This window comes from Arthrobacter globiformis, from assembly GCF_046536215.2.
GTDB lineage: Bacteria > Actinomycetota > Actinomycetes > Actinomycetales > Micrococcaceae > Arthrobacter > Arthrobacter globiformis_E.
Map to the genome: position 1 here is coordinate 4,932,074 of NZ_CM143421.1, position 14,000 is coordinate 4,946,073.

The window sequence follows — 14,000 nt, forward strand, 5'->3', positions numbered from 1 at the left end:
TGGCGGTGCCAGCGCTGTTCCGGCCCCTGACGCTGCGCTCCCTGGAACTGCAGCACCGCGGCTGGGTTTCGCCGATGTGCCAGTACAGCTGCGAACCTGACGAAGCCCCCGGCGTGCCCAACGACTGGCACCTCATGCACCTTGGCTCGTTCGCTGCCGGGGGAGCGGCCCTCATCCTGACCGAGGCCGCGGCAGTCAATGCAGAAGGGCGCATCAGTCCGCGCGACGCGGGGCTGTACAACGACGAGCAGGCGCTGGGCTGGGAGCGGATCGTCCGCTTCGTGCACCGCCACGGCGTGGCCGACACCAAGATCGGTGCCCAGCTCGCCCATGCAGGACGCAAAGCGTCCACCTACTGGCCGTTTTCCGGCCAGAGCGGATCGGTTCCGGCGTCCGACGGCGGCTGGGAGACGGTGGGTCCGGGCACCGGGGCTTTTGACGGCTACGCGCCGCCGTCGGCCATGACAGAAGACGACATCCGGCGCGTCATCGCCGATTTTGCCGCCGCGGCGGCCCATGCCGTCGACATCGGCTTCGACACCATCGAACTGCACGGCGCCCACGGCTACCTCCTCCACGAGTTCCAAAGCCCCCTGATCAATGACCGCACCGATTCCTGGGGCGGCAATGCTGAGGGGCGGAGCCGGCTGACCCTGGCCGTCGTCGACGCTGTGCGCAACGTGATCCCCGAGTCCATGCCGCTGCTGCTTCGCATCTCCGCAACCGACTGGGCGGAGGGCGGCATCAGCGTCGAGGACTCGGTGAGCCTTGCCGCGCAGGCCGCCGAGCGGGGCGTGGACCTCGTCGACGTGTCCAGTGGAGGGGCCGTCGCGCACCAGAAGATCCAGCCCGGACCGGGCTACCAGACCGAATTCGCAGCCCGGATCCGGCGCGACACAGGAGTCCCCACCGGCACCGTGGGGCTCCTGACCTCGCCGGACCAGGCGGAGCATGTGGTGGCCACCGGACAGGCAGACGGCGTCTTCATTGCACGGGCGGCACTGCGGGATCCGCACTGGTGGCTCCGGGCCGCCTTTGAACTCGGCCACGACCTCCGCTGGGCACCGCAGTATGAACGGGCCGTGCCGCGGCGTGCTTTTTAGGCGTGGTTTTTAGCGGCTGCATGTTCTGAGTTTCTACTCCTTCCGGAGGATCCCCCTGGCCGCAGGGCGCGGCTAGGGTGAGTGCATGAGCACTCCCATAACAGCCCTCTCGATCAGGGGGCTAGCCAAGCGCTTCGGCACCAAGATCGCGGTGGACGGCATCAGTCTCGACGTTCCCGCCGGGTCGTTCTTCGGCATTGTCGGGCCCAACGGCGCCGGCAAGACCACCACCCTGTCCATGGCCACGGGCCTCCTCCGCCCGGACTTCGGAACGGCGGTGGTCCACGGGGTGGACGTCTGGGCGCAGCCGCTGGAAGCCAAGAAGCTGATGGGCATCCTGCCTGACGGGGTGCGGCTCTTTGACCGGCTCAGCGGTGAGCAGCTGGTCACATACGCCGGGCTGCTCCGGGGCATGGACAGGGACGTGGTGGCCTCCCGGGTAGGGGAGTTGCTGGCAGCTTTGGACCTCAGCCAGGACGCGGGCACCCTGGTGGTGGATTACTCCGCCGGCATGACCAAGAAGATCGCGCTGGCCTCCGCGCTGATCCACGCTCCGAAGGTCCTCGTGCTGGACGAGCCCTTCGAATCCGTGGATCCCGTCTCCGCCGCCAACATCAGGGACATCCTGGACAGGTACGTGGCGTCGGGCGGCACCGTGATCGTGTCCAGCCATGTGATGGACCTCGTGCAGCGGATGTGCGACCACGTGGCCGTGATCGCCGGCGGCCGGATTCTGGCCGCCGGCACGATCGACCAGGTGCGTGCCGGAGCCACCCTGGAGGAACGGTTCGTGCAGCTCGTGGGCGGCCGGAGCCAGACGGAGGGGCTCGAATGGTTGCGCACCTCCTGAGGCTGAAGCTCACGCTGCTGCGGAACGGCCTGCGGCGGAGCCCCTGGCAGCTGGTGGGGCTGGCATTCGGCGGACTGTACGCGCTCTTCTTTGTCGGCATGTGCGTGGTGCTGCTCGTCCTGCTCCGGCAGGAGGACCCGGGCCTCGCCCAGACCGTAGTGGTGCTTGGCGGCTCGGCGGCGCTGCTGGGCTGGGGAATTGTGCCGGTCATTGCCTCCGCCGTCGACATGACCCTGGACCCTGCCCGGTTCACGACGTCGGCCGTGCCCATGCTGCAGCTTCTTGCCGGGCTCGCGCTCGGCGGCCTCATCGGGATTCCGGGCCTGGCCACCCTGCTCGTCGCCCTGGGCACCGTGGTCACCTGGTCCCGCGGCGTGCTGCCCGCTGCAGGCGCGCTGGTGGGTGCAGTCCTGGGCGTGCTCACGTGCGTGGTGTTCTGCCGGGTGGTCACCACCGCCACGTCGAGCCTCGCGGCCTCACGCCGGTTCAAGGACGTCAGCGGCATCGCCTTCATGGTTCCCCTGGTCCTCCTGGGCCCGATCACCGCCGGCATCTTCCAGGGCATGGCGGGTTCGGGGGCCTTCCTGACCGACCTGGCCGGCAGGATTTCCTGGACGCCGCTGGGGGCGGCCTGGTCGCTGGGCGGCGATCTCGAAGCCGGTCAGGCAGGCCTGGCGGGACTCAAGCTGCTTATTGCCGTGGCCACGCTGGCGGGGCTTACCTGGTGCTGGAAGCTGCTGCTGGAACGTGCCCTGGTTACGCCGGCCTACAGCGGAAGCAGCCGCCGGAAGGGCGGCCGCCTGGGACTGTTCGCCCTGCTGCCGGCGACACCCGCGGGGGCCGTCACTGCCCGGGCCCTGACGTACTGGTTCCGTGATCCCCGGTACTCAGGTTCACTGGTGGTCATTCCGCTGCTGCCCGTTGTGCTGGCTTTCCAGGGGAGCCAGACCAACGACTACGGTGTGCTGATGGTCACCGGCCCGCTCACGGCGTTCCTGCTGGCGTGGTCCATTTCGGGCGATGTGTCCTACGACAACACCGCCTTTGCCCTGCACGTCGCCGCCGGCGTGCGCGGAGTCCATGACAGGCTGGGGCGCGCGCTGGCCTGCCTGGCGTTCGCGCTGCCCGCGGTGCTGATCCTCGCCACCGTGCCGTTCTTCATCACGGGGGACTGGGCGTGGTGGCCTTCCATCCTGGGGATATCCGTGGGAGTGCTGCTGACCGGGCTGGGCCTGTCGTCCGTGGTGTCCGCCCGCTACACCATCGCCGTGCCGCTTCCCGGCGACAGCCCGTTCAAGAAGCCGCCGGGCAATGTGGGGCAGACCCTGGCCGTCCAGTTTGGCGGGATGGGTGTCCTCCTGGTGCTGGTCCTGCCGGAGGCCGGCCTGGTGCTCGCGCAGGTGCTCACCGGTGACCCACTGTTTGGCTGGATCAACCTTGCTCTTGGCCCCGTCCTTGGCGCGGCACTGTTCGTGGTTGGCGTCCGGGTGGGCGGACGCTGGCTCGATGCCCGCGGCCCGGAGCTTCTGGCGCAGGTCACTGTTAATCGCTGAAAATCAGGCGATTGCTGAAATCAGGCAACCGCTGAATCAGGCTGCCGCTGAAAGTATCTGCCCGCCGTGGTTGACTAACAGGACAGCTGAGAGAAAGGCCGAACATGGAGGTCGTCATACTTCCGGGCACCAGGCAGATTGCCTCCCTCGTGGCGGATGCGGTGGAAAGCCTGCTGCGGGGCAAGCCCGACGCCGTGCTGGGGCTGGCCACGGGCTCCTCGCCGCTGCCGGTCTACGACGAACTCGCCCGGCGCCACGAACACGCTGGCCTGGATTTCAGCCGCGCCTACGGATTCACCCTGGATGAGTACGTCGGACTGGAACCCGGCCACCCCGAGTCCTACCGGGAGGTGATCCGCCGCGACTTCGCGAACCGCGTGAACATCGACCCCGGGAACGTCCTCGGACCGGACGGCAGCGCCACGGACATTCCGGCGGCATGCCGGGCCTACGAGGACCGGATCCGGGAGCGCGGCGGCATCGACGTCCAGCTTCTGGGCCTCGGCACCGACGGGCACATCGGTTTCAACGAGCCGGGCTCGTCCCTGGCCTCCCGAACCCGGATCAAGTCGCTCATCGAGCAGACCCGGCGCGACAACGCACGCTTCTTCCGCAGCCTGGACGAGGTCCCGCACCACGTGGTCACCCAGGGTCTGGGCACCATCCTCGAGTCGCGGCACGCCATCCTGCTGGCCACGGGGGCCCAGAAGGCCCAGGCCGTTCACGACCTGGTGGAGGGGCCTCTCGCCGCCATCTGCCCAGCCTCGGTCCTGCAGCTGCACCCGCATGCCTCGATCGTGGTGGACGAGGCCGCGGCGTCGTCACTGAAGCTCGCCGACTACTACCGGCACACCTACGACCACAAACCTGCATGGCAGGGTCTGTGACCGGAATCCTGCGCCCGTCCTCCCGCGGCCGCACCTTCGGAACGGCTAAGATGGATGCCATGAGTAGCATGACGGATCCTCTCGACAACGACCCCATGCGTGAGCTTTCCGGCGCCGGATCGTCCACCGCAACCATTGAGCGCGAGGAACTGCGCCAGGAAGTGGAGCCCGGCGACCGTGAGCGCTTTGCACACTACGTGCGCAAGGAAAAGATCATGGAGTCCGCCATGACGGGCGAACCTGTCATCGCGCTGTGCGGCAAGGTCTGGACGCCCGGACGGGATCCGCAGAAGTTCCCGGTCTGCCCGATGTGCAAAGAGGTCTACGACGGCCTCCGTCCGGGCAATGACGGCGGCAGCGGGTCCGGCGGAGACTCAGGCAACAACAAATAGTGACGGAGACACTCTTCGGCGGACCCACCCTGCCCCCGGCTTACCCGGAACGCGCAGCCTGGGGAACCGCCCCGAAGCTCCGTGCCTGGCAGCAGGAAGCCCTGGATCTTTACTTCAGCAAGGCTCCGCGCGATTTCATGGCCGTGGCCACGCCCGGCGCCGGCAAGACCACCTTTGCGCTCCGGGTGGCCTCGATGCTCATCGAGGCCGGCACGGTGAACCGCGTGACCATCGTCGCGCCCACCGACCACCTGAAGCGGCAGTGGGCCGACGCTGCTGCGCGCGTCGGCATCGCCATCGACCCCAACTTCAAGAACTCGGACGGCCAGCACGGCCGCGGGTTCATCGGCGTGGCCGTCACCTACGCCCAGGTGGCGAGCAAACCCATGCTGCACCGGGCCAAGACCGAGGCCGCCCGCACCCTGGTGATCCTCGACGAAATCCACCACGGCGGCGAGGCGCTGTCCTGGGGCGACGGTCTCCGCGAGGCGTTCGATCCCGCGGCCCGCCGGCTGTCCCTGACCGGTACGCCGTTCCGGTCGGACACCTCGCCCATTCCGTTCGTGGAGTACACCGAGGACCGCGAGGGCATCCGGCGCTCCAAATCGGACTACACCTACGGCTACGGCAACGCGCTGCGCGACCACGTGGTGCGTCCCGTCATCTTCATGGCGTACTCGGGGCAGATGCGCTGGCGCACCAGTGCAGGCGACGAGATGGCCGCCTCCCTCGGCGAGGCGGCGGTCACCAAGGACATTACGTCACAGGCGTGGCGGACTGCCCTGAACCCGGCGGGGGAATGGATTCCCGCCGTTCTGGCGCAAGCCGACAAACGGCTCAGCGAGGTCCGCCGCACCGTTCCCGACGCCGGCGGCCTGGTGATCGCCACCGACCACGAGGACGCCCGGGCGTACGCCGGTCAGCTCAAGAAGATCACGGGCGAGTCGCCGACGGTGATTCTGTCCGATGATGCCAAGGCCTCAAACAAGATCGAGGAGTTCAGCGCCGGCGACAAGCGCTGGATGGTTGCCGTGCGCATGGTGTCCGAAGGCGTGGACGTGCCGCGCCTGTCGGTGGGCGTCTACGCCACGTCCACATCCACACCCTTGTTTTTCGCCCAGGCAGTGGGACGCTTTGTGCGTTCCCGGAAGCGCGGCGAGACAGCCTCGGTATTCCTGCCGTCCGTTCCGCAGCTGATGGCGCTCGCCAACAGCATGGAAGCCGAACGAGACCACGCCCTGGACCGGCCACAGAACGATGACCCTGACGGCCTGATGGACCTCGAAGAATCGCTGATGGACGAGGCGAACCGCGAGGAGAAGGCGTCGGACAGCCTGACCAAGGGCAAGTTCGAGGCACTGGATTCGCAGGCGTCCTTCGACCGCGTGCTGTTCGACGGCGGCGAGTTCGGCACCGGAGGCGACATCGGTTCCGAGGACGAACTCGACTTCCTCGGCATCCCGGGCCTGCTGGACGCCGAGCAGGTGGGCGTTCTGCTGCGCCAGCGCCAGCACGAGCAGCAGGGCCGGAAGAAGCGCCAGAGCCCGGCAGCGGAGCCTGCCGGGCCGGCAGTGCCTGACCACCGGATGCTGATGGACCTGCGCAACGAGCTGGCCAAGAACGTGGCGGCCTGGTCTGCGCGGACTGGCACCCCGCACGGCGTGGTGCACACGAAGCTGCGGACCGTCTGCGGCGGCCCTCCAGTGGCACAGGCGAACGAGGAACAGCTCCAGTCCAGGCTGAAGAAGCTCCAGGACTGGTTTATCGGCAGGAAATAGCCCGCCCGGGAAGAGCAGGCGGCAGGGACCTACTCGAGGTCCACGCCGCCCAGCTCCATTTCGGCGTAGGTATCGTCGAGGTCATCGGCGATGCCCGCCGTCAGCCGCTTGATCACGGTGACGGAGTAGCCGGCCTGGACCGCATCCAGTGACGTGGCCATGACGCAGTGGTCGGTGGCGAGGCCCACCACCACGACGTCCTCCACGTCGTGGCTCTGCAGCCAGTCATCCAGGCCGATCGCGTCTTCCTCCGGCGCATAGCCGGGATCGGCAGCTCCGGTCATTGAAGCCGACATTGAACTGGGCAGGGAACCGGGCTGCCGCTCCCCGGTGGGGACGGCGTCCTCCGGTGCCAGCAGGCCCTCGAACCCGGAGTAGGCCGCGGTGTAGAGGCCTTTGTGGAAGTACGCCTGGATGTGTTCGGTGTCGAGCTCCGGATGGAGTTCGGCACCCTGCGTCCCGGCCACGCAGTGCGGCGGCCAGGTGTCCTTGAAGTCAGGGGCTTCCGAGAAATGGGTGCCGGGATCAATGTGCCAGTCCTGCGTGGCCACGATGTGGTCGAACTGGCCGTGGTGGTTCTCGACGTATTCGCTGATGGCCCCGGCCACGGCGGCCCCGCCCTCCACCGGCAGCGCGCCGCCCTCGCAGAAATCGTTCTGGACGTCGACGATGATGAGTGCCCGTGCCATCAGTTCTCCTCAGTTGTCCTCGTAGATTGTGGGAATGGCCGGCTCGCCGCGGTGCAGGCGGTGGACCACTGCCGGCAGTTCGGCCAGCGAGTCAGCGTGGCGCTGCCGGGCACGCAGGACACCTTCGTGGCCAGTCCAGCCCGGCAGGAGTTCGCCGTTCTTGATGAACTGCTGCAGCAGCGTGCGGTCATTGCCGTCGTCAGCAGGCCGGTGGCCCACGCCGATGAGCTCCTGGGTGGCGGTGCCGTTGTCGTTGAGCCGGCGGAGGGCGTACTTCCGGCCGCCCTTGCTCGTCTTGTTCTTGGCGGTTTTGGCTACGGAGACGAACTCCCCGGCGTCGTTGGTCCGGCTGACCAGCTTGTAGACCATGCTGGCGGTGGGTGCCCCGGAGCCGGTCACCAGGGAGGTGCCCACACCGTATGAGTCGACGGGGGCGGACTGCAGTGCCGCAATGGCGTATTCGTCCAGGTCCGAGGTCACCGTGATGCGGGTGTGCTCGTTGCCCAGTTCATCCAGCAGCTGCCGGACCCACTGCGCCTGCTCCACCAGGTCGCCGGAGTCCAGCCGGACGGCGCCCAACTTGTCCCCGGCGATGTCAACGGCCGTACGGACGGCGGTTTCGACGTCGTACGTGTCCACGAGCAGCGAGGTGCCGGCACCCAGGGAGGCGACCTGCGCCTCAAAGGCGTCCCGCTCGGTGTCGTGCAGGAGCGTGAAGGAGTGGGCGGCGGTGCCCACCGTCTTGAGGCCGTACCGCAGCCCGGCCTCGAGGTTTGAGGTGCTGTCGAACCCGGCGATGACGGCGGCGCGGGCGGCTGCTGTGGCTGATTCCTCCTGCGTCCGCCGGGAGCCCATCTCGATGCACGGCCGCTGGCCGGCGGCCATGACCATGCGCGATGCCGCCGAGGCGATGGCGCTGTCATGGTTGAGGACGGAGAGGACGTACGTCTCCAGGATGCACGCCTCCGCGAACGTCGACTCGACAATCAGGATGGGGGAGTTCGGGAAGTACGCCTCGCCCTCGGCGTAGCCCCAGACGTCGCCGGTGAAGCGGAAATCCGCCAGGTAGTCGATAGTCTCCTTATTAACGACGCCGGTGCGCGCCAGGAATTCGAGCTCCGCCTCGCCGAACCGGAACGCCATGATGCCTTCCAGCAGCCTGCCCGTGCCGCCCACGATCCCGTAGCGGCGGCCGTCCGGGAGCCGGCGCGCGAACGCCTCGAACACGGCCTTGCGGTGCGCGGCGCCGGAATGGAGGGCCCCCTGCAGCATGGTCAGCTCGTAATGGTCGGTGAACAGGGACGTGCGGGGCTGCTCCCAGCCGGCGGAGTTACTCACAAAAATCACTCTAGTCCCCACCGGCTCCCACGTCTCGCTTCGCATCGCCGCGGGCCCTCGCCGGCGTGGGCCCACCCACCGGCTCCCACGTCTCGCTTCGCTTCGCCGCGGGGCCCTCGCCGGCGTGGGCCCAGCATCGCCATAGAATGGACAGATGACCTCAAGCGTTGCGCTCGGCCCTGACACCCAGGAGAGCACCCAGACCGGAACGGCGGTGTCCACCGATGCCCTGACCGCCCCGGACGTTCCCTGGAACCTCGTCATCTGGAATGACCCCGTCAATCTCATGAGCTACGTCAGCTATGTTTTCCAAAGCTATTTCGGCTACTCGGAGACCAAAGCCAACAAGCTGATGCTGGAGGTCCACAGGAAGGGCCGGTCCATCGTTGCCCACGGCAGCAAGGAACAGGTGGAGCAGCACGCGGTCGCGATGCACGGGTTCGGCCTGTGGGCCACCGTGGAGAAGGCCACCGGCGGAGACAGCGGGGGCGGCAAAAGCGGCCCGGGCAAGGGCAAGGGAAAACGTGGCTAAGGCTTTCAAATACGGACTCAAGGGCATCACCGGTTTCCTGGAACCCGCCGAGCGGGAACTGCTGCGCAGCCTGTTCGCCGACGTCATCTCCATGCTGGAGCCGGCCGACCGCGGCTCCGAGGATCCGCTCGCCGCCATGATCGGACTGGACCTGGAGGTCCGGGAACCGTCCGACCGCGCCCTCCGCCGGCTGCTGCCCAACGCGGTGAAGGACGACGCCGCGGCCTCGCTTGAGTTCCGCCAGCTCACCGAACGCTCGCTGCGGGAAAGCAAGATCGGCGCGCTGCGCGCCGCCGCGCTGGGCCTGGACAAGGACGAGCTCGTCCTGACCCCGTCCGATGCCCGCCACTGGTCCACGGCGCTCAACGACGTGCGGCTGGTGCTCGCCGAGCGGCTCGACATCCGGGACGAAGCGGACGCCGACCACGTCCACCAGATGCAGGACTGGTCCCAGGCAGAGGATGTGGAAAGCTACCTCGCGCTGGTCTACAACTTCACCACGTGGCTGCAGGAGTCGCTGGTACAGGCGATGCTGCAGTCGCTGGACTCGCGCCCCTGAGCGGTTCCGGCGCCGGCCGGTTCCTGCCGCCGAATGTGACAAATTCGACATGAGTCGCTCGCCACAAGTGATGGCCGCACCCCACGGGAAGACCTATCCTCAAATAATCATGACTTCAGCATCGAGCATGGATCCGGCAGCGGGAGCTGCAGCGGAGTCCGCACCGGCCGACGGCGTAAATGTGGGATCGCTGCCGATCGGCGTCTTCGACTCCGGGGTCGGCGGCCTCACGGTGGCGCGGTCGATCATCGACCAGCTGCCCAACGAATCCATCCTCTACGTCGGGGATACCGCCCACGGCCCGTACGGGCCGTTGCCCATCGCGGAGGTGCGCGCCAACGCCCTCGGCGTCATGGACGAACTGGTGGACTCCGGAGTCAAGCTGCTCACCATCGCCTGCAACTCGGCGTCGGCCGCTGTGCTCCGGGACGCCCGTGAGCGCTACACGGCGCGTTACGGAATCCCCGTCATCGAAGTGATCCAGCCGGCCGTACGCCGCGCCGTGGCGGCCACCCGCACGGGCCGGGTGGGCGTGATCGGCACCTCCGCCACGGTGGGGTCCCGGGCCTACGAGGACACCTTCGCCGCGGCGCCTGACCTGGAGATCACCTCCGTGGCCTGCCCGGCATTCGTGCCCTACGTGGAGGCCGGCATCACCACCGGACCGGAACTGCTCGACGTCGCCCGCGGGTACCTGGAGCCGCTGAAGGCAGCCGGCGTGGATACCGTGGTGCTGGGCTGCACGCACTACCCGCTGCTGACTGGCGTCATTTCCTACGTCATGGGCGAGGACGTCACCCTGGTCTCCAGCGCCGAGGAAACGGCAAAGGATGTGTACCGGGCGCTGGCCAGCAACGGCCTCGAGCGGACCGAACCCGCACGGCCCGAGCACAGCTTCATCGCCACCGGCGATCCCGGCCAGTTCGAGGCACTGGCCCGCAGGTTCCTCGGCCCGGAGGTGCTCAGCGTCAAGCACGTGGACCACGTTGCGGCCCAGTACCCCACGGGCAGCCTGGCCCGGATCACCCCTGAAATGATCGCCGCCGCGCGGAAGGCGGCCGCGCGCCCGCGGATCTCCAACTTCGTGGAGCAGGCCGCCGGCAGCGGCGCAGCCCCCGGGGGGTACTTCCTATGAAGCTCACCATTGTCGGCTGCACCGGCTCATTTCCCGGTCCCGGATCACCCGCCTCCTGCTACCTGCTGACCGCCAACGACGGCGAACGGGTGTGGAAGGTGGTCATGGACCTCGGCAGCGGGGCTCTGGGCGCCATCCAGCGGTACACCGACCTGGAGGACATCGACGCGATTTTCCTCACGCACCTGCATCCCGACCACTGCATGGACCTCTGCGGCCTGCACGTGGCGGTGCGCTGGAAACCGGGCGGCTGGGACCGCGGCCGGATCCCCGTGTGGGGCCCCGCCGCCACCGCCGACAGGATGGCAACCGCCTACGGCCTGGACCTCGATCCCGGGATGCACGAGGAGTTCGACTTCAGCAACTGGACCGAGCGCCAGTCCGTCACTGTGGGCCCCTTCACGGTGACGCCGTTCGCCGTGAACCACCCGGTGGAGGAGGCCTACGCGCTGCGCGTGGAGGTTACGGAGCCGGACGCGGCCGGGAACGGCGTGACCCGCGTGCTGACCTATTCGGGCGACACCGACTCGTGCCGCGGCCTGGAGGAGGCGGCCAAGGACGCCGACCTCTTCCTCTGCGAGGCGGCCTTCGAGGAAGGCCGCGACGACGGCATCAAGGACGTCCACCTGACCGGCAAGCGGGCCGCCGAGGCAGCCACCGCCGCGGGTGCACGCCGCCTGCTGCTCACGCACATTCCGGTGTGGACCTCGCAGACCAAGGTCATGGCCGAGGCGCGGCCCGCCTTTGCCGGTGACGTGGCCGTGGCTGTGGCGGGTGTGCACTACACGGTCTGACGTGTGCCGGCTGACGTGACACCGTCCGCCTGCAGCCTCGATAAGCTAAAGGCATGACTTCCGAAGCAACCACTGCCCCCGTCATCCGTGCCGACGGCCGCACCCCGGACCAGCTCCGGCCCATCAGCATCACCCGCGGCTGGTCCAAGCAGGCCGAGGGATCGGCCCTCATCGAGTTCGGCAACACCCGGGTCCTGTGCACCGCTTCCCTCACCGAAGGCGTTCCGCGCTGGCTCAAGGGCGAGGGCCGCGGCTGGGTGACCGCCGAATACGCGATGCTCCCGCGTGCCACCAACACCCGGTCCGACCGCGAGTCCGTCAAGGGCAAGATCGGCGGCCGCACCCACGAAATTTCCCGCCTGATCGGCCGCTCGCTGCGTTCGATCATCGACACCAAGGCACTGGGCGAGAACACCATCGTGCTGGACTGCGATGTCCTGCAGGCCGACGGCGGCACCCGGACCGCGGCCATCACCGGCGCCTATGTGGCGCTCGCCGAGGCCATCCGCTTTGCCCGCGAGAACAAGATGATCGCCCGCAACGCCCAGCCCCTGATCGACACCATCGCGGCTGTGTCCGTGGGGATCATCGATGGCATCCCCATGCTGGACCTGCCGTACATCGAGGATGTGCGCGCCGAAACCGACATGAACGTCGTGGTGACCGGCTCCGGCAAGTTCGTGGAGGTCCAGGGCACGGCCGAGGGCGCCCCCTTTGACCGGGACGAGCTGAACAAGCTGCTGGACCTGGCCCTGCTGGGGACGGAACAGCTGGCCGCCATCCAGCGCGAGACCCTGGCCGAAGCGCCGTGAATAGGAACAGCGCCGTGAATGGAACAGCGCTGTGAGCGGGGGAGCTGCGCCCAGGCTGGTCCTGGCCACCCGCAACGCCGGCAAACTGCGGGAGCTGCGTGAGCTGCTGCGCGGGCAGGTCCCGGGGCTCGACGTCGACACGCAGGTAGTGGACGCGGCCGCCGTCGGAGCCCCCGACGTCGCGGAGACCGGGGTGACCTTTGCGGAGAACTCGCTGCTGAAGGCGCGGGCGGTGGCCGAGGCCACGGGGCTGGTGGCCATCGCCGACGATTCCGGGCTGTCCGTGGATGTCCTCGGCGGCGCGCCGGGCATTTTCTCCGCGCGCTGGGCGGGCCGCCACGGTGACGACGACGCCAACCTGAACCTGCTGCTGGCCCAGCTGGCGGACGTGCCGGACGGCCACCGCGGTGCCGCCTTCGTGTGCGCTGCGGCGCTCGCCGTGCCGGCCACGGCATCCGGGGACGGGGCCCGCGAAGTGGTGGAGTACGGGCAGCTGGCCGGCACGCTGCTGCGCGAGCCGCGGGGCGAAGGCGGGTTCGGCTACGACCCTGTCCTGGAACCCCTGGGGCTGGACCGCAGCTGCGCCGAACTCAGCCCGGAGGAGAAGAACGCCATCAGCCACCGCGGGCTGGCGTTCCGCGCGCTGCTTCCCTCGATCGTCGAGGCACTCCGCTAAAGTCGGGGCACTCCGCCAAAACAGCAACGCGGGGTCACTTTCCGCCCAATCCGGTCATTCCATTGGGCGGTAAGTGACCCCGCGTTGCTTTGAGCGGGCCCGTCAGTCGAGGTTGGTTTTGCGCTCCGCCTCGGGCTCGTGTTCCTCGATGAATTCCTCCACCGCATCCGTGCCCAAGGCCGCGGCCTGGCGCTTGGCGGCCATGCCGCGGATGACTTCAATGCCCACCGGGATCACCGAGAGCAGGACGATGACGATGAAGATGATGTCCAGGTTGTCCCGCACCCACGGGACCTTGTCGCCCAGCAGGTAGCCGAGCAGCGTCACGCCGCCGCCCCAGAGGACAGCGCCGATGACGTTGAAGAGGAAGAACTTCCGCTTGTCCATGCCGGCGACGCCCACGATGACGGGAACAAAGGTGCGGATGATGGGCACGAAGCGGGCCAGGATCAGGGCCTTGCCGCCGTGCTTTTCGAAGAACTTGTGTGCGCTGTCCACGTTTTCATGCTTGAAGAGCCGCGAATCCGGCTTGTTGAAGATGGCGGGACCGGCCTTGGAGCCGATCAGGTACCCGGTCTGGTTGCCGATGATCGCGGACACGATGATCAGCGCGGCGAAGAGCCAGATGTTGAATTTGATGGTGTCCGTGGCCACGAGCAGGCCCGCCGTAAACAGCATGGAATCGCCGGGCAGGAAGAATCCGATCAGCAGCCCGGTCTCGGCGAAGATGATCCCGCACACCAGCAGAACAACCCACGGGGCAAGCGCCGGGTCGGCGAGGAACACCTGGGGGTTAAGCCAATCGGGCAGGAATGATGCCAGATGCGGCTGGACGGGGCCGGCGCCACCCAGCGCGGGCACGGCAAAGTCGCTCAATGCATTAAAGTTCACGTTTCAAGGGT

General features: G+C 68.0%; 15 protein-coding genes. 12 read left to right on the top strand and 3 right to left on the bottom strand.

Annotated features, from left to right (window positions below; translation table 11 throughout):
* Positions 1-5: 5 nt before the first annotated feature.
* The 6 genes from R5O87_RS22420 to R5O87_RS22445 all read left to right on the top strand — a co-directional run bounded on the left by R5O87_RS22420 (position 6) and on the right by R5O87_RS22445 (position 6,563).
* Positions 6-1,103 carry an NADH:flavin oxidoreductase/NADH oxidase gene (locus R5O87_RS22420; RefSeq protein WP_410555094.1) on the top strand — a complete coding sequence of 366 codons (1,098 nt, stop codon included), beginning with the start codon at positions 6-8 and terminating at the stop codon, positions 1,101-1,103.
* Positions 1,104-1,188: 85 nt separating this feature from the next.
* Positions 1,189-1,953 carry an ABC transporter ATP-binding protein gene (locus tag R5O87_RS22425; protein WP_410555040.1) on the top strand — a complete coding sequence of 255 codons (765 nt, stop codon included), beginning with the start codon at positions 1,189-1,191 and terminating at the stop codon, positions 1,951-1,953.
* A complete protein-coding gene (locus R5O87_RS22430; RefSeq protein ID WP_410555039.1) occupies positions 1,935-3,506 on the top strand; it encodes a transporter in 1,572 nt (523 codons plus the stop codon). The genes R5O87_RS22425 and R5O87_RS22430 overlap by 19 nt, the downstream gene beginning before the upstream one ends.
* Positions 3,507-3,610: 104 nt before the next feature.
* The gene (gene nagB, locus R5O87_RS22435) at positions 3,611-4,393 is read left to right on the top strand and encodes a glucosamine-6-phosphate deaminase (RefSeq protein WP_410555038.1); all 783 of its coding nucleotides are present in this window, start codon (positions 3,611-3,613) and stop codon (positions 4,391-4,393) included.
* Positions 4,394-4,443: 50 nt separating this feature from the next.
* A complete protein-coding gene (locus R5O87_RS22440) occupies positions 4,444-4,785 on the top strand; it encodes a DUF3039 domain-containing protein (RefSeq protein ID WP_307103745.1) in 342 nt (113 codons plus the stop codon).
* A complete protein-coding gene (locus R5O87_RS22445) occupies positions 4,785-6,563 on the top strand; it encodes a DEAD/DEAH box helicase (RefSeq protein WP_410555037.1) in 1,779 nt (592 codons plus the stop codon). Before R5O87_RS22440 ends, R5O87_RS22445 begins: the two co-directional genes overlap by 1 nt.
* 29 nt (positions 6,564-6,592) lie before the next feature.
* Here the strand turns inward: R5O87_RS22445 and R5O87_RS22450 are convergent, their stop codons facing one another.
* Both R5O87_RS22450 and R5O87_RS22455 read right to left on the bottom strand, forming a co-directional pair.
* Entirely contained in the window at positions 6,593-7,252 is a 660-nt protein-coding gene (locus R5O87_RS22450) for an isochorismatase family protein (protein WP_410555036.1), read from the bottom strand.
* Positions 7,253-7,261: 9 nt separating this feature from the next.
* A complete protein-coding gene (locus tag R5O87_RS22455) occupies positions 7,262-8,590 on the bottom strand; it encodes a nicotinate phosphoribosyltransferase (protein ID WP_410555035.1) in 1,329 nt (442 codons plus the stop codon).
* A 154-nt stretch (positions 8,591-8,744) separates the two neighbouring features.
* On the opposite strand from R5O87_RS22455, the gene clpS reads away from it, so the two are divergent.
* The 6 genes from clpS (at position 8,745) to rdgB (ending at position 13,098) form a co-directional block, all read left to right on the top strand.
* A complete protein-coding gene (gene clpS / locus R5O87_RS22460) occupies positions 8,745-9,122 on the top strand; it encodes an ATP-dependent Clp protease adapter ClpS (RefSeq protein WP_410555034.1) in 378 nt (125 codons plus the stop codon).
* Positions 9,115-9,681, top strand: coding sequence for a DUF2017 domain-containing protein (locus tag R5O87_RS22465; RefSeq protein ID WP_410555033.1), 567 nt, complete (start codon positions 9,115-9,117; stop codon positions 9,679-9,681). The genes clpS and R5O87_RS22465 overlap by 8 nt, the downstream gene beginning before the upstream one ends.
* 109 nt (positions 9,682-9,790) lie before the next feature.
* Positions 9,791-10,816, top strand: coding sequence for a glutamate racemase (gene murI, locus R5O87_RS22470; RefSeq protein ID WP_410555032.1), 1,026 nt, complete (start codon positions 9,791-9,793; stop codon positions 10,814-10,816).
* Positions 10,813-11,610: an MBL fold metallo-hydrolase gene (locus R5O87_RS22475; RefSeq protein WP_410555031.1), complete on the top strand. Its 798-nt coding sequence runs from the start codon at positions 10,813-10,815 to the stop codon at positions 11,608-11,610. The genes murI and R5O87_RS22475 overlap by 4 nt, the downstream gene beginning before the upstream one ends.
* Positions 11,611-11,663: 53 nt before the next feature.
* Positions 11,664-12,422, top strand: coding sequence for a ribonuclease PH (gene rph, locus R5O87_RS22480; RefSeq protein ID WP_003805875.1), 759 nt, complete (start codon positions 11,664-11,666; stop codon positions 12,420-12,422).
* A gap of 31 nt (positions 12,423-12,453) precedes the next feature.
* On the top strand, positions 12,454-13,098 hold the full coding sequence (rdgB, locus tag R5O87_RS22485; RefSeq protein WP_410555030.1) for an RdgB/HAM1 family non-canonical purine NTP pyrophosphatase: 645 nt from the start codon (positions 12,454-12,456) through the stop codon (positions 13,096-13,098).
* 102 nt (positions 13,099-13,200) lie between these two features.
* Here rdgB and R5O87_RS22490 read toward each other — a convergent pair whose 3' ends face one another.
* Positions 13,201-13,974: a VTT domain-containing protein gene (locus R5O87_RS22490; RefSeq protein WP_410555093.1), complete on the bottom strand. Its 774-nt coding sequence runs from the start codon at positions 13,972-13,974 to the stop codon at positions 13,201-13,203.
* Positions 13,975-14,000 lie beyond the last annotated feature (26 nt).